Source organism: Clostridium sp. CM036 (assembly GCF_055081135.1).
In genome coordinates this window covers 2,921,915-2,943,215 of sequence record NZ_CM143652.1, presented here as the reverse complement: position 1 = coordinate 2,943,215, position 21,301 = coordinate 2,921,915, and the positions used below count along the sequence as shown (strand labels likewise).

Sequence of the window (21,301 nt, the reverse complement as noted above, 5' to 3'; positions counted from 1 at the left end):
TTTTTATAAAGATTATTATTTATATTCCAGTGAATTATATCGCTTTTTTACATAACATTATTTTTCTTAATTGATACATACTTTTAAACAACCTTGAAGCAACCGCTATAAATATATCACCATTGTTTCCCATGCAATTATATGCTTTTATAATCACAAGTTCTATCTCAATAACTTAGATATTACTTACAATAAAATCACCTTTAATTATTACTTTACCTGTACCTCCAACTCTCACCATAATATCATCATTCTCTCTATAGGCATATATATCAATTGCACACGGAACTTTTACTATATATCCCTGTTCAGCTTTTATTGATATACTTCTTCTATCAGTATAATGATTCTTTAACAAATACGCACCTAATGCTGCATTTCCAATACCGCATGCCGGATCTTCAATCCCCTCTCTTGCACATATATTTCTTGTATGAATATTAAATGCGTCATCTTTAGTTTCAAAACAAAACACTTGCACCTCTCTTACACCAATAAAATCACATAGATCTTTTAATTGACTTATGTTCCTTTTAACATTCATTAATCCATCTAAAGATTTTATTGGTACAACTAAGTGGCCTAATCCAGTATTTATACATTGTAGTGGTAAATTATCCATTATGTCATCATCATTAATTCCTAAAACTTTAGCTATTTTATACTTTTCCTCAATAATTAGTCCAAATTCAACAGTTTCTTGTTTCAATTTAACAACCATGTCATTATACTGCTCTTCAATATTAACTTCTTTTATTCCATCTTTTGTCTTGATTAAATATTTTTCTTTTATTATTGGACTTAATTTTCCTGCTTTTTCAAGTGCAATAAATGCAGCTACCGTAGGGTGACCTGCAATTTTGACTTCATTATCTGGAGTAAAATATCTAATATCAAAATCTATTCCATCTTCATCACTTTCGGTAATATACACCGTTTCGACTAAATTAAGTTGACGAGCAATATTTTGCATAACATAATCTTCTAACTCACCTTGATGAATAAATACAGCTGCGGCATTCCCACCTCGTCCATTATATGTAAAGCTATTTATGACGCAAAATTTTTTTATTACATCCATTTATGTTTTACCCCCCTACTCTTAATCAACTTAATGTTTTAGAATACCTAGATTTAATCGTTATCCCTCACTCATCTTACCCTTATACTCTTTAGTAAATAGAAATGGTAGGAATACAATAGCACAAAATATTAAACCTAATACTAAATATTTTGCTGTTATTACTGTGTCATAGGCACTACTCTCATTAATAATCATACTATTATTAATTAAATGAATAATTATAACTGACCAAATGTTTCTAGTTTTCATATAGACAAACCCAAGGAAAATACCAAGAAGAATACAATAGAAAATATGAGATATTACACAGTAAATAGGGGTTGATGGGCTATATAACATAAAGCAAAGTGGTAAATGCCATATTCCCCATATAAATCCTAATATAATAACGCCAAGTTTTTTACCAAATAAAACTTGAAGTTTTGGCTGTAAGTATTCTCTCCATCCCAGTTCTTCTCCAAAAAATATTATAAAAGATGAAACAACACCAATTGGTACAATAATAGTAAGTAAAGCAATACGCATCATAGTCTTTTTTAGTATTTCAGATAAATTACCATCAACAAGTCCACCAAACATAACTATAATTAATTTAAGTACAATATACAATAAACCTAATAGTATAACAGTCTTAAAGTTCTTTTTAAAAACCATACTAATTTTTTCAAAACGATTATCTTTGTTAATCATTATTATAGTAAAAGCAAATATACTAGCTATAATTACTAGTGTATTTATAACAATTGATACATGTCCCGGAAAAGCAAAAACTCCAACAACTAAAATAATGATACATAAAACACTAAAAATAATATAGAACGTAAAGAAATCCATCAATCCCTTAGAAATACTATTTTTTTCATAATAAATTCTTATCCCAATAGCCGCTAACGCAGGATAAAGCATCTGTACTATAGCAAATGCTTGGACACCACTCGCATCAATATGTTTATAAACAAAAAACATTATTAGACCCATACCAAATGTAATTGAAAAAGTAGCTAATAAGAATGCTAATATTTCATTTTTAATTTTAGTCAAATTTGTGTCCATAAAATCTCCCCCTTCAATAAACTATTTTTAAATAATTAGCTTTTATTCCCACCAAACTGCTACAAACATTATACCACTATTTACCATAGCAAAAAAAGAAAACTTCAGTGGAGTATAAATCTCCTTCTGAAGTCTTTATATGATAATTTAATCTTTCTTTTAAAACTTATAATTACAGCGCTTTTGCTCTTTTTGAGATAAGCTCTTTTTTCTTAGAAAATGCTAACGAAAGTATATATTACGCAGAATGCGTTTGAACAAGCCTTAGTAATTCACAATTTATTTTATTTTTAGCATATGCAAATAAAATAAATTTTAGAAGTACTTAGCGATGTGAACGCATTCCAGTAATATATACTTTTCGTTATAGCATACTCTAAGAAAAAAATTCCCCATGCCCTATTCCTTATTTTCTTTCCATATTAAAAAGGCTATAAGAAATACAGATGCATCTTTAAAGTTCCTAATATCAAAATTTGTTTCTTTCTTAATCTTATCCAATCTATAGATCAGGGTATTCCTATGAACATATAGTTTCCTAGCAGCATCACTAATATTAAGACCACAATTTACAAATTGCTCAATAGTTGATATCATTTCACTATCGAAAGCATCGAATTTGTCTTTTAACATATATAAAAGTTCCTGCTTAATTTTTATGTCTATGTTATAGACGATTTTCTCAAACAACATTTTATTATAACTAAATATATGATCTTTTATATCAAATTTTTTCCCTAGCTGCATACATTGAACAGCATCATTATAAGCTTTTTTAAACTCGTTTATATCATAAGCTCTATCTCCATAACTTAGATAACATTTACAATACAAATCTGATGATATGGATTCCTTTATACTTTCTGTATGTTCTTGTATTTCAGCAAAGTCACCAATTACAATAATACTATCATTATATATTAAACTTACAACTGGTTCTTTATCATATATTTGTTTTATTATGTTGAGAGATTCATAATTACTTCCATCTGAACTTATTAATATGATATAACACCCATTTTTGAGAAAAGGTAAATTGTAATTAATATTATCAATAGAAATTTCTCTATTCTCTAAAATATCAATAACTGCTTGTTCTTTAGTTAAAAAATGCTGGGTATATTTATTTTCAATAACATATTTAAGTAAGAATGTACAATTTTCATACTTCTTCTCTAAACTTATTATGCCTTTAACTCGTCCAAGCATAATAGTAAAGTTAGTTATATTTGAATTTTCAATATTTAAGTCACTAATATATAAAGCAATCCCATCTTCGGTAACTATATCAAATGGTATGTTTGAAGAGTGACTTAAATCCTTCAGGAATTCAGTAAAATTGTACATAGTACGTTTCCCCCTATATTATCGTGTTCTCCGTTTCTTTATCAAATATATGAATTTTATTAGTATCTAAAGCAATCTTAATTTTTTCTCCAACTATAGCTTTGGACGATCCATTTACTCTAGCTACAATACTTGTATTTCCTTTTGACAAATAAATATTAGTCTCCGCACCCATAAGCTCCGTAACGTCAACTTTGGCTTCTATAACTGAATTTTTATTTTTTTCAATAAAGTCAATACCGTCATCAATATCTTCTGGTCTAATTCCCATTATAACAATTTTGCCTATATAGTCTTTTTCTTTTACAGCTTCTGCCTTATCCTTCGGTAATATTATAGTTTCATTATCGAAAGAAAGCACAACTTCACCATCTTTTTCTAAAACCTTAGCTTCCATAAAGTTCATTTGAGGACTTCCTATAAACCCAGCAACAAACATATTAACTGGATGTTCATATATGTTATGAGGAGTATCTACTTGTTGCACTAATCCATCTTTCATTACAACTATTCTTGTCCCCATAGTCATAGCTTCTGTTTGATCATGCGTTACGTATACAAAAGTTGTTTGAAGTTTATGATGGAGTTTTGCTATTTCTGTTCTCATTTGAACTCTAAGTTTAGCATCTAAATTCGATAGTGGCTCGTCCATTAAGAATACCTTTGGACTTCTTACTATAGCTCGTCCAAGCGCTACTCTTTGCCTTTGTCCACCTGACAATGCCTTTGGTTTTCTATCAAGCAAATGTTCTATATCAAGGGTTTTAGCTACATCAGTAACCTTTTGTTTTATTTGATCCTTTGGCATTTTTCTTAATTTTAATCCAAATGCCATGTTATCATATACAGTCATATGAGGGTACAATGCATAGTTTTGGAAAACCATTGCTATATCTCTATCTTTGGGTGCCACATCATTTACTAATTTATCTCCAATATATATTTCCCCTTGTGATATCTCTTCAAGACCTGCTATCATTCTCAAAGTTGTTGATTTACCACAACCAGATGGTCCTACAAAAACTATAAATTCTTTATCTTTTATTTCAAGATTAAAATCTTTAACCGCTGTTACATTCCCTGTATAAACCTTGTATATGTGTCTTAATGATAAATTTGACATAATATATCCCCCCCTATATGTTTCTATATATATATATTAAACCTTTAAAAGCTATTTATCTATTTGCAAAACACACAAAAATTGTAAAGTTAATTTGTAGAAAGACACAACTGACCCTTTATTAAATTATCACCTGCGGTGCTGCAACATCTTCACAGAAGATACATTGACGACTTCAGAAGGAGATTTATACTCCCACTGAAGTTTCTCTTTGTTATTGTATGTAACTCCCACTCATAAAAGTGGGAGACTTTCCTTCTGAAATGTCGTCAAAACCTAATCCTTAAAATTTTTCCCTTGATATAAATCTAATTCCTTTAATCTGTTATCTATTCCATTTAAAACTTCCCATTTTTTCAAACTCCACATAGGGCCTATTAGTAACTCCCTTGGTGCGTCGCCTGTTAATCTATGAATAACCATATTAGGTGGAAGCATAGTAATTGACGTACAAATTATATCTATATACTCATCTTGCTGCAAAAACTTCAGCTTTTCTTGTTTGTAAAGGCTAACCATAGGGGTATCTTCCATAAGATGAAGTAGATGCATTTTTATACCCTTTATATTTTTATGTGCCACGTAGTCTATGGTTTTTAGCATGTCCTCCCTACTCTCTCCAGGAAGTCCAAAAATGGTATGCACCACCACATCAATGTTTCTCTTATTAAGCTCACTTAGAGCCTCCTCAAATCTCACTAATTTATATCCCCGATTAATAATTTTTGCGCTTTCATCACTACTAGTTTGAAGCCCTAGTTCTACCCATGTGTATACTCTATTAGAATATTCCTCTATAAGATCTAATACCGCATCGTCTAAACAATCAGGCCTTGTAGCTATAGCAAGAGCCACCACTCCTTCTTGTGATACTGCCTCCTCATATTTTTCTCTTAATACATCGATATTTGCATAAGTATTTGTATAAGCCTGAAAATAAGCAATGTATTTCCCTGTTTTCCATTTTTTATTCATCATAACCTTTATATCTTCAAATTGCTTTGTAATAGAAAAATCCCTATTCCCAGCAAAATCTCCTGAGCCCCTTTCGCTACAAAACAAACACCCTCCACTACTAATAGTCCCATCTCTATTTGGACAAGAAAATCCAGCGTCCAAAGCAATTTTAAAAACCTTATTACCGAACTTGTCCCTTAAAAAATAATTTAAACTGTGATATCTTTTGTCACTCCATATTTTCTGCACTAATATCATCCTTTCTTTATTTAAAGACCATTTAAATAAACTAACTAGTCGTAAGACTAGTTAGTTATTTGAAGATTCAAACCCTATATCAATTATACCTTATAGTCTGTGAACAGTGCATTATTTATAATTTATCTACGGTAAAAGTCTTTAAATCAAGTTTCCATTTACCAATTATATCTGCTTCCGAACTGTTAACATTTGGTTTAGGCATTACTTCATAAGTCATAGTATCCTCACCAAAAGAAGAAAATACAATTTGAACTTTTTCTACAGGATAGTCTTTTTCAAAATTAACAGGAATCATATCTCCATTATCTACATTATAAACCCTAATATATTTGCCCGTTTTTTCCTTATTATACTGTACAAGCAAAAATTTTTCATCTAAGGAGAAGGTCATAAATTCTACTTTACAATCAAGCAATAAATCTATTGAAATTAATTCCTTTCCAATTGGTTTTTCCTTAGCTACTTCACCCGATCCTCCACCTTGCGGGGACTCCTCAGTTGGATTTGTAGCACTTCCCTGAACTGCTAGAGATTGATCAATGTTAACAATACCAATAAATGAGTTTTTGTTATAAGTACTAACTGCAAGTTTATCTCCTTCATAACTAAAATTTATAGAGCTGAATTCTTTTGTAGGCACCACTACTTTATATAATCGCGCTCCATCATCTTTCGAATATACATATTTAGGAAACCCCGCTTTATCAATAATTAAATTGGTTTTTACATTTTTTTTATCTCTAAATCTAATACCCATGTCCTCCACAAAAGCTTCATTTTGTGGTGTATTGGTTATTTCGCTTATTTTATATTCAGCCCCATCTTTAATAATTCTGATAGAATATTCATCAAGGCATGACTGAGAGCTATCCATCGATGTTCTTGTAACTCTAACCTTAAAAACCCCACTTCTACCAACTTCATTACTTTCTGTAACTTTATAACCTTTTATCTTCATATCACTAATTGGCATATTAGAAACTTTTTCAGATAATTCCTTACTATATAGTTTTTTACCATTTTCATAATCTTCCTTCATTATAAAATTCATATAGCTCTCAACTACATTAGTTGCAGTTTTAATTTCAAAAGCATTAACTTTTGGCTTTTCTTTATTCTCTTTTTTTGAACATGATGTAAAAGACAAAATACAACACGCTATTAATAAACAACTTAAAATTTTTTTCAATTTTTCACTCCCTTTAATCCAATTTTAATTTAATTATGGAAATTATAATTACTTTTATACTTAGGATTTATAAAATCAAATTCATTATGCTAATTATAGTTTCCCTCTAAATAAATTTTTAATTTATAAAATCATCATTTATTATTAAACAATGCACATATATTTAGAAAGACAAGCATCTTATTTAAGTATGACTATTAATTTAATAATTTTGTGGGGGAGATTTTTTGAAAAAAACAATTGGTCAAATGTTTCAAATTTCAGCTGTATTTATCGGAACAATAGTCGGTGCAGGCCTTGCTTCCGGTCAGGAAATAACTCAATTTTTCAGTACTTATGGGTATATGAGCTTCTGGGGAATCCTCATATGTGGTTTAATCTATATTTTAATAAGTTCTATTATAATTTCTATTAGCCTAAAACATAAATTAAGCTCCTATACTGAGCTTATAACCCTTATAAGCCCCGGTTTTTTTGGTGTAATTACCGATGTTTTTACAAGTTTTTTCTTAATTAGTGGAGCCTCCATAATATTAGCTGGAAGTGGTGCGCTTCTTCATCAATATTTTGGTGTTTCAAAATGGGTAGGAATTTTACTTATGTCTGTAATCTCTTTATATACCTTACTTAAAGATACCAAAGGATTAATAACAATAAATTCCTTTATAGTACCTGCTCTTACTACAATCATTGTAACTATATTTGTATTGTATTTAGTATTCTACAAAGATATAGTAAGCGCTTCCTATATAAAACAAATCCCCTCTTATAAAACCCAAATTGTCCCTGTCCAATGGTTTTTTTCAGCCGTGCTCTATGCCAGTTATAACATGCTATCCTGTAGTGGTGTTCTAGTCCCAATAAGTCAAGAAATAAAGCATAAACGTATTCTTATTCCCGGAGTTATAATAGGCGCTATAGTTTTAACCATATTATGCTATTTTGTTAATGTGATGCTTTTATTAAACATTCCTCAAATTTTTAAATATGAAATTCCACTTCTATATATTACAAACCGTTTTGGCACACTAATGCAGATTCTTCTGCTTTGTGTAATTTTTTGTGAAATGTTTTCAACTGAAGTTTCTAATATATATAGCGTAGGCAAGACCCTTGAGAAAAAGTTTAATATTTCTTATAAAAAAGCGGTCATATTAATACTTATTATATCTTTGCCTATTTCTCAAATTGGCTTTAAAAATTTAATTAAAGTCCTTTATCCTGGCTTCGGTGCAATAAGTTTTATTTTTTTGATTCAATGTATTCTATTTTATAGAAAAACTTCTAAAAATCAGAATTGACATTATATATATTGCGCTGTACAGTTCTTATATATTCTAAAGATTTAAATTATAAAACAAGGAGATAAAGATGATTAATAAAGGCACTAGAGAATTAGATAGTTCATATTTTTTAAAATTGTTAAAAAAATGCAATTTATGTCCTAGGAAATGTTTTGTTAATAGATTAGGTGGAGAATTAGGCTTTTGTAGAGCTTCTAAGGATGTAAAAATAGCTAAAGCTTCCCTGCATCACTGGGAAGAGCCCTGTATTTCTGGCGTAAATGGCTCTGGAACTGTATTCTTTTCCAATTGTAATCTGAAATGTGTATTTTGTCAGAATAATAAGATAAGCCATGAAGATGCTGGGAAAACGATATCTATCTATCGCCTTAGTGAAATTTTTTTGGAGCAGCAGGAAAGAGGGGCCCTTAATATAAATTTAGTTACCCCTACTCACTATGTACCCCAAATAATAGAAGCCTTGAAACTTGCTAAAAATAAAGGCCTTAATATTCCTATTCTCTATAATTCAAGTGGCTATGAAAATATAGATACCATTAAAATGCTTCGAGGGTTTATTGATGTTTATTTACCAGACTTAAAATATTGTAGCAATAAATATGCTATTAAATATTCAAAAGCGCCTAATTATTTTATTGTAGCTTCTGCCGCTATTACTGAAATGGTTTCGCAAGTAGGAGAAGTCAAATTTGATGCTGATGGTATAATTCAAAAGGGAGTAATCATTAGGCACCTTATGCTACCAGGCTTATTATTTGATTCTAAGAAAATAATAGATTTTATATATAACACCTTTAATGATTCAGTATATATCAGCTTAATGAATCAATATACCCCTATGCAAGTCGCAATTAATTATCCTGAAATAGACAAGAAAGTAAACCCTAATCATTATGAAGCTCTAATTGAGTACTGCTTAAACCTAGGCATCACCAAGTGCTTTATTCAAGAAAGCGAAAGCTCATCTTCGACTTTCGTACCTGACTTTGATTTAAGCGGAGTATAATGCTAAAAGGTCCCCATGATTTTAATCATGGGGACCTTTTAGCATATAATCATTCCATATAGGTTGCGCTTTGATCTTTATGAATCATCTCCTGCGGAGCTGGATTAATGACTTCAGAAGGAGATTTATACTCCCACTGAAGTTCTTTCTTTATTACAGTATAGGACTCCCCCCTATAGAAGTGGGAGACTTTCCTTCTGAAATGTCATTAAAATCAAACTTTATATTCTTAAAAGAAAAATACAATACACAAGCGAATATTATGCCTGCAAGCACATCTACAAAATAATGTTGCTTTATAAACATAGTAGATAGAATTATAAAAACAGCTGCAGTAACACAGATCATTTTAATAGATTTACAAACCTTTTCCGATTCATAAATATATAAAGCTACTAACACTGAATTTAAAACATGAATGCTTGGGAAACAGTTATAAGGATTATCAGCCATGTATAAGCTTAAAACCAAATTACTGAAGAAATCCGTTCCTGTTATCATGGGCCTTGGAACACAGGTTGGATAAAAATAATATATTATATAACATGTAATCATACCTATATTTAAAGTTATAAGTAGCTTTAGATACCTTCCTTTATCTACTATACATAGGATAGTCGCAAAAATTGCTATAAATATATACCAAGATATATAAGGTAATATAAAAAATTTATTAAAGGGGATGAGCTTATCTACAAAAGTAAATAGGTCGTTAGTATCTCCTCTATATTGATTTAACATTGGATATGTCATACTTATTAATGGTATACTTAGTCCCAGTAGGCCTCTTTTAATAATATCCTTCCATTCTTGTAGCGCTACCTTCTTTTGTAGTTGTTCCATTTTATCTCCTCCTTCCCTCCTTAATAAAAGCTATATTTTATACCTTAAACTCTACTCTATCTAACCTTGCAATTATCTTTATATCATTATGTTTAACTGTATCAGTTCTTAATGAAACTCTATTGCTTATTAACAATATTTTATTACTATCTAATTTTTTTATTTGTCTTAACACTCTTTCTCCATTGTAATCCACTAGCGAAATAGCATTATTTTCTATTTCATGTGTCAAATGAGCAAAAGCAATGTCCCCACTACAAATTCTAAACCCAAGCATATCGTCATTCTCTATTTCTAAAAACAATACTTTATCTTGAGCATATCCTTCTACTTTATTTGATATTATTGGCATTTGTTTTACACCTATTGCTTTAGCTAAATCATATTTATAAATAGAAACATCTTTTAACACTGAGCTAAACGCATCATTCCATACCTCGTTTACTTTTCCCACGCTAGGTCTTTCGAGCTTTGGTTTTCTTTCTTCTACATACTCAGCGGCTTGAAATGATACAGATGTATCTTCAATTTCTTCCCCTAAGATTTTAGAGATTTTTTCTAAAAATTTCTCATTTATAATCTTTTTTCCCATTTCAACTTCATTAATAAAATTTTCAGAAACTCCGATTTTTTTACCTAATTGTTTTTGACTTATCGCTTTTGATTCTCTTACCTCTTTAATTCTATCTCCTACTCTGCTCATAATTCTCCACCTTTCCAGTTGAATAATTTTCCGTAAAATATAAATCTCCTGCTATCTTGCAGAAGATTTATATTTTGTGCCACATGCCTTATTCCATTTTTCTATAGGCTTCTCTTTCTTCAATTAGATGTTGCATAAGATAATTAACCGTCCAGTTTATAGATGTTGGTGTTACAGCGGCTAGTATTGTATTACTGCTTTTAATTTGCCTTATACTATCAATTAAATCATACAGTTCCTTATCTTTATAACTATTAAATAGAAGTAATTTTTCGTGGGGTAGCTCGATTTTATTTTTTTCACTTTCTATATTCTCTAATACTTCTTTAATTGTTACATTGCCCATATTTTTCTCAATTACTTTGCAAGGTAACATATTTTGTTTTGATAGTAAACTATTAAGTTTTTCTTCTTCATCCTCGTTTAGTCCATATGCAAGGATAAGTTTTTCATTAATAAGCTCCACAATATATACCCCCTACAATTTAATATTTTTATTACATTTTTTCTGGCTGATCGTACTCAATTCCTAAAGTATCAACGCTCATGCTTTTTATTCTTTGCACCTTACGTGGCATATCTCTAAAATCTCTTTCTACCTTAGCTATTTCTAAAGCATGCTCCATACCCTCAGTTACTTTTCCAAAAGCTGCATAACTTCCATCTAAATGATAAGAGTTAGCTACCATAACAAAAAACTGGCTTCCTGCTGAATCTGAATCATTAGATCTAGCCATTGATAGAACACCAACTGAATGCTTTAAATCATTTTTAAATTTATTAGAAGAAAACTCACCTTTTATTGAATAATCTGGTCCACCAACACCTGTTCCCTCAGGGCAGCCACCTTGAATCATAAATCCTGGAATTACCCTATGAAAAGTAAGTCCGTTATAAAATCCCTTGTTTATAAGACTTATAAAATTATTTACCGTGTTAGGTGCAACTTCTGGGAACAATTCAGCCTTTATTACTTTTCCATTTTCCATATTAATTGTTACTATTGGATTCATATATTTATCTCTCCTTCTATTATGTATTCATTATAAATTATATCACATTTTATGTTATTTACTAATTTTTATATATAAGCCGTATATTTAGTAATCTAAAAAAATAACTAGTAACTTCCCTAGTTATTTTTTTAGATGATGCGCCTTGCAAAAAGTTAAATAACTTGATGACCGACACTTATTTGCAAAATCATTTTTTCTTGAGGGTTCTCTAATTTTATATGAATGTTACCTCCAGGAAGTATTATTAGAAAATGTTCATCTAGCATGTCTACCTCTCGATTTTTTTCAATATTTACTGTATCTATTTCTAAGTTTCCGTAAGCCTCCGCTATATTGTATTCATATCCAATGTTTAAACTACCAAAGTTAGTTATATTTTCTAACTGTTTATCCTCATTTGCAATGATTAAATGTGCGATATTTTTATTTTCTTCGGATTTACATACTAGATGATTTATAATACATAAACAATCACTTTGAACTGGATTATTGATAATTATACAATTAATTTTTTTTGCTTCTTCAATTTCCATATTAAATATATCCTGACCTATATGGTGTTCATTATTATTTTTTAATTGAAATACTCTGATTTTATCACCTTATTTCTGTTGTTCTTTGTATAGTTTAGTCTATTCTTATAGTCATGATATTGCTATACTTAATTAAAATAAAATATGTAACATCTTCATGTTTTTTAGTCACAAATACACATTATATTAAATAATATATTATTAAGTCTATGCATTAAATTCAGACTGCCCCATAAAAAGGAGGAATATTATGCCTTCCGCACCCAATTTGGACAAAATTAAAGATTCAATAAGCAATAGTTTAGATATTATATCAAACAAGTCTGAATATTTTATTGAAATATCAAAACTTAAATATAAAATCCATTCTGAAGAGAACAGTATGGAAGATCTCTACAAAGATATAGGAAAAGAACTGTACGCAATTTTTAAAACTAATAATCACATTGATGACTCCCTTTTAGATTATTGTAAGACATTAAAAAAAATAGAAGCCCGAATAAAAAATCTAGAAAAAAAGCTCAATAAAATTGATAATAAAAAATAAATAAAAAAGTATATATTACTATTAATGCATTCATTTCGCTATGAACTACTAATTTCAATGCATTATACGTAATATATACTTTGTTTTGCGCATGAAAATATTTGTTATTTATTTTAACGTACCCTGTTATGTAATTACATCCATGCCTTCAGCATGTAGTTTATTTAAATGTCTTATCTCTACAAAAATAAACACGGCTGTTATAATTGAAGCTAATGCATCTGAACTAGGTCCCGATAACCATACACCATCTAATCCAAAGAACCTTGGCAGAATAAATAGTAATGGTATGAGGAGTATTACTTGTCTGCTTAATCCTAAAAATATGGATATTTTAGCTTTACCTATAGCTTGGAAGTAGTTCGAACTAACTATTTGAAATCCTATTATAGGGAGCATAAACAGGTATATTCTAATGCCATGGCTACCTATTACTATTAGTTCTGGATCTTTATTAAACAAACTTATAATTTGTTTTGGAAATACCTGTATAATTATAAATCCAGTTGTAGTAATAGTTGTAGCTGCGATTATTGCTAATCTTAGGGCATGTTTTACTCGTCCATAGTTTTTTGATCCATAATTGTATCCGATAATTGGTTGACACCCTTGGTTAATTCCAAAAGTAGGCATTAACACCATCATCACCACACTCATAATAACTCCCATGGCTCCGAGTGCCATGTCCCCACCATATTTAACTAAACTTCTATTAGAAATAATAGACACTATACTTGCAGCAAGTTGCATTGAAAATGGCGACATACCTATAGCAAAAATGCTTTTTACAACCTTAGCATCTAATTTTAAATTTTTATAGCGTATTTTTAGCACACTATTCCCACCAAAGAAATAGGATAATACCCATATCATACTTACAGCCTGAGAAAGAATAGTTGCAATAGCTGCACCTCTAGTTCCCATATGAAAAACAAAAATGAAAATTGGATCTAAAATTGTATTTAATACTCCCCCAATCAACATTGTAACCATAGCTGCTCGCGGGTTACCCTCAGACCTTATTATATTATTCAGTCCAAATCCTACACTTTGAAATATTCCGCCTATAAGTATTATTGTTATGTATTCCTTAGCATATGGCAATATATCTTTACTCGCTCCAATTTTAAGTAACAGGGGTTCTAAAAATATAAGCCCTAAAATAGTTACTACAATTGAAAGTATAATAAGAAGAGTAAAGGCATTTCCTAAGATATGTTCTGCCTCTTCTTTTTTTTGTTGTCCAAGTTTAATAGATATAAGTGCGGCACTTCCAATTCCCACAAGCATCGCAAACGCCATAATCATAATAGCAATAGGAAATGTAACTGTAACTCCTGATAGTGCAAGTTTTCCTATTCCTCTTCCTATAAATATTCTATCTACAACATTATATAAACCATTAACTAGCATCCCTATAATGGCAGGAATTGAAAACTTCATAAGTAATTTACCTATATTTTCCTCTCCTAATTGTTTTGAGCTATCCAAAAAATCTCCTCCTCGTATGTATAATTATATCATCTTATCACAAAAGCTATCATTAATACAAAAAAGTATATAATATTACAAATTAGTTTAACGATATTTTAGAATAAAAGTCCTCCTCTTCTATAAGATGGAGTTACGGACTATAACAAATAAAAAACTTCAGAAGGAGTATAAATCTCCTTCTGAAGTCGTCGATGCATTATCTCCGTACCCCTTTAATTTAATTTAATTTAATTATAAATTTGCAACCTTTATCTATATCGCGCCCTAAATATATACTTCCTCCATGCTTTTCAATTATTGCCTTTGATATTGCAAGTCCAAGTCCTGTACCACCATTTTTAGAGTTTCTTGTAGCGTCTACCCTAACAAAAGGCTCAAAAATATCTCCTTCAAATTCCTTAGATATTCCTACTCCATCATCTTCAATAATAATTACAGCCGTGCCATCATCTATTAACAGCTTGATACTAATAGTAATCCCTGGACCATTGTATTTAATACTATTTAGTATAATGTTACTTATAGCTCTATCTAAATTTTTTCTATCAAACGGTATTTCAACTTCATCTTCGGTAATATCAAATTCATATTGAACACCTTTTTGCTCCATCATTGGTACATACCCGGCAATAAGTTCTCTTAAAAACTCGCCTACATCATGATTTCCTATATCTAATTTATATTCCGTACTTTCAACACGAGAAAATTCAAAAAGATCTTGAATTAAGTCATTTGCTCGTCTACTATTATTATTAATAACTTTTAATAACTTATTTTTATCTTCTGATGAGATATCCTCATTTTCTAATAAGAATTCTGAATACCCCAATATACTTGTTAATGGATTTTTTAAATCATGAGATATATCAAGAATCATCCTCTTCCTGTTATGTTCCGCTTTTTTCTTTAGTAGCTTTTCTTGCTGTATTTTTTCAGCCATTAGATTAAAAGCATCTTTTAGTTGACCTATTTCATTCAAAGAATTAATTTCAACTCTCGCTGAATATTCTCCATTTTTTATAGTATTAACCCCTTGTAATAGTTTTTTTAATGGTTTAACAAAAATCCTTGATGTGAGTTTAGAATAAAGTACCATTGTAGATATTAAAAATATAAATATTATAAAGGGAAATATATTTAAAAAAATATGTCTTGTGTTTTTAGGTTTAGCGGCTTCTTCTATTTGATCTTTATGTTCAAGCCCCCAGGTATATGCGTCAAAAATACTGTCAGGCATAGCAGTTATTAAAATAAAGTCTTTATTTTCTCCATATTTACTAGAATAAAAATAACCATCTTTTAAATTATTAGTAATCATATCATTATAATAATCTAGTGAGTACTTAAATCCTGCTTTATGGTTACTTCCATTTTCCATCACAATAACTAGGTTTTTATCAAGCACTTCAACATATCCCTTATGTTTTATAAAATTCGTTACATTAATATCCTTATAATTTTGTTTTATCATATACTGTGCTGTAGCCTTATCCGTTGATGGATCAACATAATCAATAGAAATGTAAAAAAATAAAGCACCCATGGCTAGCATAAATATTGCAATTATAATAACCAAAAATAAAATGTAATTTTTAAATAATTGAGTTTCCATCTTCTTACTTTTAAAATATGTTGCTATCTTTTTTAATTTATTTCTATTAATCATGGTTCTTCTCCATTTTATATCCTATACCTCTTATTGTTTTTAAATATTTAGGATTTTTAGGATCGTCTTCAATTTTCTCTCTAATATGGCTTATATGTACCATAATAGTATTAGAATCTCCATAATATGTATTCCCCCAAACTATTTCATATAACTGTTTTTTGGTATATACCTTTCCTGGATTCTCTAAAATAAACCCAAGCAGCCTATATTCCTTTGGATTTAAAACTATCTCTATATTGTTTTTATAAATAATACAACTTTCCTTGTCTAGCATCAACTCTCCAATTATTATTCCAGTTTTATAAGTTTTATTAGAATATTTATAATACCGTCGTAGCTGAGCCTTAACTCGTGCAATTATTTCAATGGGACTAAAAGGTTTTAATACATAATCATCAGCCCCTAGTCCAAGGCCAAGGATTTTATCCGACTCTTCTTCTCTTGCAGTAATAAAAATCACCGGTATTTCGCTAGTTTCCCTAATCTTTTTTAAAACCTTAAATCCATCAATTTTCGGAATCATAACATCAAGTAGTGCAATATCTATATCTTTATTTTCAAATATATTTAAAGCTTGCATACCATCTTCTGCTGTGAATATTTGATATCCTTCTTTTGATAAATGAATCTCTAGCAATTCTCTAATATCCTGTTCATCTTCTACAATTAGAATATTCATCATATATCTCCCCCCAGCTTATATACATTGTACCTCTAAACTGCACTTTAACTCAAATAAAAAAAGAAAAAAGTATATATTACTGGTGCTTGCTCAAATGCATTTTCCATAATATATACCTTTCTCAGCCTGCTAAAATAATGTAAATCATATAATTTCTAATGAAAAAAGAATAGAGGGTATTCCCCCTCTATTCTTTACTTTATTAAATCATCTCCTGCGGAGCTGCAATATTAACGACTTCAGAAGGAGATTTATACTCCCACTGAAGTTTTCTATTTGTTAGGGTATGTAACTCCCACTTATATATGTGGGAGACTTTCCTTCTGAAATGTCGTTAAAATCTTGTCGTACCGTCTTTCGTAACAATACCTTTGATTAATGACTTAGCTATTATTTTTTCTTGTACTATTTCATACGCATCTAATACCATTTTTACAGATAATTTTTGTTTTTCAACACTACTTGCATAAACAGTTGCAATAGCCTCACCCTTGTTTACAAAATCTCCGATTTTCTTATGAAGAACAATTCCCACTGATAAATCTATTTTGCTTTCTTTAGTTTCACGCCCAGCCCCTAAAACTAAAGCAGCCTTTCCTATGTCGTCAGCTTTTATTCCTTTCACATAGCCTTCATGGATTGATATAATGGGCTCTATAATAGCTGGCACTGGGAATATAGATGGATCGTCTACGTAAGCTGGATTTCCACCTTGTGATACTACAAGTTCTCTTAATTTCTGGATACCTTTTCCTGATTTTATAATATCCACAAGCACTTTTCTCGCCTGCTGCGCGTCCGTTGCTTTTCCTCCTAATACAAGCATATGTGCTCCTAAGGTTAAACAAAGTTCTGTAAGATCTTCTGGACCTTCACCTTTTAATGTATCTATAGCTTCTTTTACTTCTAAAGCATTACCAACTGCGTACCCTAATGGTTGGTCCATATCAGTTATTACACCAATAGTATTTCTACCTACATTAGTTCCTATATCAACCATCTCTCTTGCAAGTTCAAAGGCATCATCCTCATTTTTCATAAATGCACCACTACCTGTTTTTACATCGAGTACTATGGCATCTGCTCCAGAAGCTATTTTTTTACTCATTATACTTCCTGCAATTAAAGACATATTATCAACAGTCCCGGTAACATCACGAAGTGCATATATTTTCTTGTCTGCTGGTGCTAAATCAGCAGTTTGACCACCTATAGCAATTTTGGCTTTGTTTACATTTTGCATAAACTTTTCAATTGACATGGCAACTGAGAAGCCTTCAAAAGATTCTAGCTTGTCAATAGTTCCACCAGTATGTCCGAGTCCTCTTCCTGACATCTTAGCAACTGGCACGCCTGCTGCTGCAACAATAGGCCCAAGAATTAAAGTAGTTGTATCACCTACACCACCAGTACTATGCTTATCAACCTTTACACCTTCAATAGACGATAAATCAATAGTTTCACCACTATTCACCATTGCCATTGTTAAATCTTTAGTTTCTCTCTTATTCATTTTTTGAAAGTATATAGCCATAAGCAATGCTGAAACTTGATAATCCGGGATAGTTCCATCTGTATATCCACCAACAAAAAAATTAATTTCTTCTGTAGTAAGTTCGTTGCCATTTCTTTTTTTTATTATTAAATCATTCATTCTCATACTAATCACCCCTAATTATTCATTTTAAATATATTTATATGTCTTCAAATTTAATAATTATAATTTGACTATTTAAATCCCTGGACTATTGCTATAGAACTACTAGCTCCTACTCTACTAGCGCCTGCTTCAATAACAGCTTTTGCATCTTCAGCTGTCCTTACTGCTCCAGACGCTTTAACTCCCATTTCTGGTCCTACAGTCTCTCTCATTAATTTTACATCATGAATTGTTGCTCCACCTGTTGAAAATCCTGTTGAAGTTTTTACGAAGTCCGTTCCAGCTTCTTTAGCTATTTGACATACCCTAACTTTTTGTGCATCTGTTAAAAGACAAGTTTCTATTATTACCTTTACTAGTGCGTATCCTTTACAAGCACCAACTACTGCTTTAATTTCATCTTTTACTACATCAAACTTGTTTGATTTTATAGCACCAACATTAACTACCATATCTATTTCCTGCGCACCATTTTCAATTGCTTGTTTTGCTTCAAATGCTTTAACTTCTTTTGTTGTAGCTCCCAGTGGAAAACCAACAACGATACAAGTTTTTACGTTACTTCCTTCTAATTCTTTTCTTACAAGTGATGCGTAATATGCATTAGCACATACTGAAGCAAATCCGTATTCTTTAGCTTCAGAACAAACTTTTATAATTTGGTCCTCGCAGGCTTCTTGTTTTAATAGTGTATGGTCTATATATTGTTCTATTTTCATATTAATCTTCTCCTTTATTTTTTATAAAATTATTTCCTATATACTTTTCTGATCCTTTTAAGAGAATCTCTGGCAAAATAGTTACTCTTTTAATTTCGGTAGGCTTGTTACTATTTAAATTTTCTAATAACATTCTCATACCAATTCTGCCAAGTTCAATAGATGGCCCATTAATAAAACTAATGTCCATCCCTATTATATTTAACATATCAAGCTTATCAAACCCAATAATCGCCATATCACGCGGTACATCTATTTTTTCTTCATAAAAAGCTTTTATGCATCCCAAAATCATGGTATTACTACTTACAAAAATAGCAGTAGGTCTATTATCCATTTTCAATATTTGCTTTGTGATTTCATAAGCAGTTTCATATTTGTAGTCACCATAAAAAATATATTCCTTTGCTACAGGAATATTATTAGCTTCTAATGCTTTTTCATATCCTAGCAATCGTTCTTTTGCAGGTCTAGAATTCATATTTCCTGTAATTATAGCAATTTTTGTGTGACCTGCTTCTATTAAAGTAGTTGTTCCAGCATAAGCCCCTTTTATATGATCTATAAAAACTCCACTAAAATCAAGATACTCAACATGCCCATCAATTAAAATTATTGGAATTTCTAAGCTTTTAAGAGCATTTAAGTTTTCACTATTACCTGAATCTTTGTAGAACGTTGGAGTTATAAGGAGTCCTTGAATCCTTTGCTGCTTAAGAACATTAATAGCTTTTAGTTCCTTATCTTTATTCTCATCAGTATCACAAAGAATTATATTTAGATTATGTTCATCCGCAATTTCAGTTACACCTTTAATAATCTCCCCAAAAAACAAATTGTTTATATCAGGAACTATAACTCCAATAGTATTAGTTTTACTTTTGGATAGGCTTCTAGCTATAGCACTAGGTGTATAATTTAGATCTTTTATTACCTTTTGAACTTTTTTTCTTGTTTCATCTTTTACATAACCTGAATTGTTTAACACTCTTGACACTGTTGCATGTGATACTTTAGACTTTTGCGCAATATCACTTATTGTCACTGTCATTTTAGCCATCCTCACTTTCAGGAAAACGATTGTAAAATTCTAAATAAATACCCTTAAGACTCAATTTTCTGAAATATGTTACCGCTTTCACATTTAGTATACTGCAAGGTTATGTAAATTTCAATAGGATTTATTCGACATTTTTATGAATTTTATAACTCTATGTTTGTCTTTCAAAACATGTAGTCACCATTTGAAATATGTCAGAAATAAATAAGATGTACTTTTGGTACACAAAACAAACGCCTAAGGACTATTTCAAAAAGTATACTTTATGAAATAGTCCTTAATACACCTTTTGGATGCTGCATGTAAAAATATAACAGGCATGCCAGTATTAAATAATATGATGGAAAGGAATAGGCAATAAAGAAATTCAGAATCTCATTCTCACCATGAATAAATAATATAATATACAAGGTAATCCGATGGCAGATAGTATTGTGATTGCAGTATGTACTTTTTTCTCATCTCGTAATATACACAATAAAAACTTATACCCTAAAATACCAATCAATCCACCCAAACAATTTAGAAATATATCATCAATGTCTGATGCTCCAATGCCTAAAAGCCCCTGAATGATTTCAACAAACAAACTCACTATAAATATAAACAACAAATTGGTTATTACTCTTTTATCATTTTTGAATAATGACAAATATGTACCAAGTGGAATAAAAATAACTATATTGCCACCCACATTACCAAAAGCAAATGCTTTTATATTCGCAGAACTGCCAGATATATATTGCATTATACTATAAAAAGGAATGAGATTGATTGACCTATGCTCCAAATGCGAAATTCTTGATAACAACAATATTTTACTTAATAAAAGTATGTAACAAATGAAAACACCATATAAAAAGACTGTTTTAATTCTCTCTCGTTTATTCATAATACCTCCATTTATTCCTCTATTGATTTATTTAATGGTGCATGGAAGCTAATCGATATGATGTTCTGTACACTAAAATAAGCGAACTATTAGATATTAAAAAAGCTACGGAAGATTAATAATTTTTCTTAGCTTTTTTTTAGCTACTAAATGAATTTT

The 21,301-nt window shown here is 30.3% G+C and carries 21 protein-coding genes; 3 read left to right on the top strand and 18 right to left on the bottom strand.

Annotated elements, in window-relative coordinates:
* Positions 1 to 175: 175 nt before the first annotated feature.
* The 6 genes from ACWJKE_RS13845 to ACWJKE_RS13820 form a co-directional block, all read right to left on the bottom strand.
* Positions 176 to 1,081, bottom strand: coding sequence for a PhzF family phenazine biosynthesis protein (locus tag ACWJKE_RS13845; RefSeq protein ID WP_462952667.1), 906 nt, complete (start codon positions 1,079 to 1,081; stop codon positions 176 to 178).
* A 60-nt stretch (positions 1,082 to 1,141) separates the two neighbouring features.
* Positions 1,142 to 2,137 (bottom strand): CPBP family intramembrane glutamic endopeptidase, encoded by a 996-nt coding sequence (locus ACWJKE_RS13840; protein WP_216303775.1) that lies wholly within the window; start codon positions 2,135 to 2,137, stop codon positions 1,142 to 1,144.
* A 399-nt stretch (positions 2,138 to 2,536) separates the two neighbouring features.
* Positions 2,537 to 3,484, bottom strand: coding sequence for a PucR family transcriptional regulator (locus ACWJKE_RS13835; protein ID WP_462958901.1), 948 nt, complete (start codon positions 3,482 to 3,484; stop codon positions 2,537 to 2,539).
* A gap of 13 nt (positions 3,485 to 3,497) precedes the next feature.
* Positions 3,498 to 4,607 (bottom strand): ABC transporter ATP-binding protein, encoded by a 1,110-nt coding sequence (locus ACWJKE_RS13830; protein ID WP_462958900.1) that lies wholly within the window; start codon positions 4,605 to 4,607, stop codon positions 3,498 to 3,500.
* 276 nt (positions 4,608 to 4,883) lie between these two features.
* Entirely contained in the window at positions 4,884 to 5,822 is a 939-nt protein-coding gene (gene mnmL / locus ACWJKE_RS13825) for a tRNA modification radical SAM protein MnmL/YtqA (RefSeq protein ID WP_462953437.1), read from the bottom strand.
* Positions 5,823 to 5,937: 115 nt separating this feature from the next.
* Positions 5,938 to 7,014 (bottom strand): hypothetical protein, encoded by a 1,077-nt coding sequence (locus ACWJKE_RS13820; protein ID WP_216303771.1) that lies wholly within the window; start codon positions 7,012 to 7,014, stop codon positions 5,938 to 5,940.
* Positions 7,015 to 7,262: 248 nt separating this feature from the next.
* Here ACWJKE_RS13820 and ACWJKE_RS13815 point away from each other — a divergent pair, with 248 nt between their 5' ends.
* On the top strand, positions 7,263 to 8,315 hold the full coding sequence (locus ACWJKE_RS13815) for a YkvI family membrane protein (protein ID WP_216303797.1): 1,053 nt from the start codon (positions 7,263 to 7,265) through the stop codon (positions 8,313 to 8,315).
* 70 nt (positions 8,316 to 8,385) lie between these two features.
* Entirely contained in the window at positions 8,386 to 9,324 is a 939-nt protein-coding gene (locus ACWJKE_RS13810) for a radical SAM protein (RefSeq protein WP_462958899.1), read from the top strand.
* Positions 9,325 to 9,477: 153 nt separating this feature from the next.
* On the opposite strand, the gene ACWJKE_RS13805 is transcribed toward ACWJKE_RS13810, so the two are convergent.
* From ACWJKE_RS13805 to ACWJKE_RS13785, 5 genes are all read right to left on the bottom strand, one after another.
* Positions 9,478 to 10,167: a phosphatase PAP2 family protein gene (locus ACWJKE_RS13805; protein WP_216303770.1), complete on the bottom strand. Its 690-nt coding sequence runs from the start codon at positions 10,165 to 10,167 to the stop codon at positions 9,478 to 9,480.
* A 37-nt stretch (positions 10,168 to 10,204) separates the two neighbouring features.
* The gene (locus ACWJKE_RS13800) at positions 10,205 to 10,870 is read right to left on the bottom strand and encodes a S24 family peptidase (protein WP_216303769.1); all 666 of its coding nucleotides are present in this window, start codon (positions 10,868 to 10,870) and stop codon (positions 10,205 to 10,207) included.
* An 88-nt stretch (positions 10,871 to 10,958) separates the two neighbouring features.
* Positions 10,959 to 11,336, bottom strand: a complete 378-nt coding sequence (locus ACWJKE_RS13795; RefSeq protein WP_216303768.1) for a DUF3783 domain-containing protein — start codon at positions 11,334 to 11,336, stop codon at positions 10,959 to 10,961.
* A gap of 31 nt (positions 11,337 to 11,367) precedes the next feature.
* Entirely contained in the window at positions 11,368 to 11,883 is a 516-nt protein-coding gene (locus tag ACWJKE_RS13790) for a peptidylprolyl isomerase (protein ID WP_216303767.1), read from the bottom strand.
* A 155-nt stretch (positions 11,884 to 12,038) separates the two neighbouring features.
* Positions 12,039 to 12,419 carry a hypothetical protein gene (locus ACWJKE_RS13785; RefSeq protein WP_220286267.1) on the bottom strand — a complete coding sequence of 127 codons (381 nt, stop codon included), beginning with the start codon at positions 12,417 to 12,419 and terminating at the stop codon, positions 12,039 to 12,041.
* A 250-nt stretch (positions 12,420 to 12,669) separates the two neighbouring features.
* On the opposite strand from ACWJKE_RS13785, the gene ACWJKE_RS13780 reads away from it, so the two are divergent.
* On the top strand, positions 12,670 to 12,966 hold the full coding sequence (locus tag ACWJKE_RS13780) for a zinc ribbon domain-containing protein (protein ID WP_165412371.1): 297 nt from the start codon (positions 12,670 to 12,672) through the stop codon (positions 12,964 to 12,966).
* Positions 12,967 to 13,092: 126 nt separating this feature from the next.
* On the opposite strand, the gene ACWJKE_RS13775 is transcribed toward ACWJKE_RS13780, so the two are convergent.
* From ACWJKE_RS13775 to ACWJKE_RS13745, 7 genes are all read right to left on the bottom strand, one after another.
* The gene (locus tag ACWJKE_RS13775; RefSeq protein WP_220319869.1) at positions 13,093 to 14,457 is read right to left on the bottom strand and encodes an MATE family efflux transporter; all 1,365 of its coding nucleotides are present in this window, start codon (positions 14,455 to 14,457) and stop codon (positions 13,093 to 13,095) included.
* Between the two features lie 220 nt (positions 14,458 to 14,677).
* Entirely contained in the window at positions 14,678 to 16,126 is a 1,449-nt protein-coding gene (locus ACWJKE_RS13770; protein ID WP_462952666.1) for a HAMP domain-containing sensor histidine kinase, read from the bottom strand.
* On the bottom strand, positions 16,119 to 16,808 hold the full coding sequence (locus ACWJKE_RS13765) for a response regulator transcription factor (protein WP_216303795.1): 690 nt from the start codon (positions 16,806 to 16,808) through the stop codon (positions 16,119 to 16,121). The genes ACWJKE_RS13770 and ACWJKE_RS13765 overlap by 8 nt, the downstream gene beginning before the upstream one ends.
* 337 nt (positions 16,809 to 17,145) lie before the next feature.
* Positions 17,146 to 18,471 (bottom strand): pyrimidine-nucleoside phosphorylase, encoded by a 1,326-nt coding sequence (locus ACWJKE_RS13760; RefSeq protein WP_216302050.1) that lies wholly within the window; start codon positions 18,469 to 18,471, stop codon positions 17,146 to 17,148.
* Between the two features lie 68 nt (positions 18,472 to 18,539).
* Complete coding sequence (gene deoC / locus ACWJKE_RS13755; protein ID WP_462952665.1) at positions 18,540 to 19,190, bottom strand: deoxyribose-phosphate aldolase; 651 nt, start codon at positions 19,188 to 19,190, stop codon at positions 18,540 to 18,542.
* Between the two features lies 1 nt (position 19,191).
* Positions 19,192 to 20,241 (bottom strand): LacI family DNA-binding transcriptional regulator, encoded by a 1,050-nt coding sequence (locus ACWJKE_RS13750; RefSeq protein WP_462952664.1) that lies wholly within the window; start codon positions 20,239 to 20,241, stop codon positions 19,192 to 19,194.
* Between the two features lie 376 nt (positions 20,242 to 20,617).
* Complete coding sequence (locus tag ACWJKE_RS13745) at positions 20,618 to 21,142, bottom strand: VanZ family protein (RefSeq protein ID WP_220286263.1); 525 nt, start codon at positions 21,140 to 21,142, stop codon at positions 20,618 to 20,620.
* Positions 21,143 to 21,301: the final 159 nt, after the last annotated feature.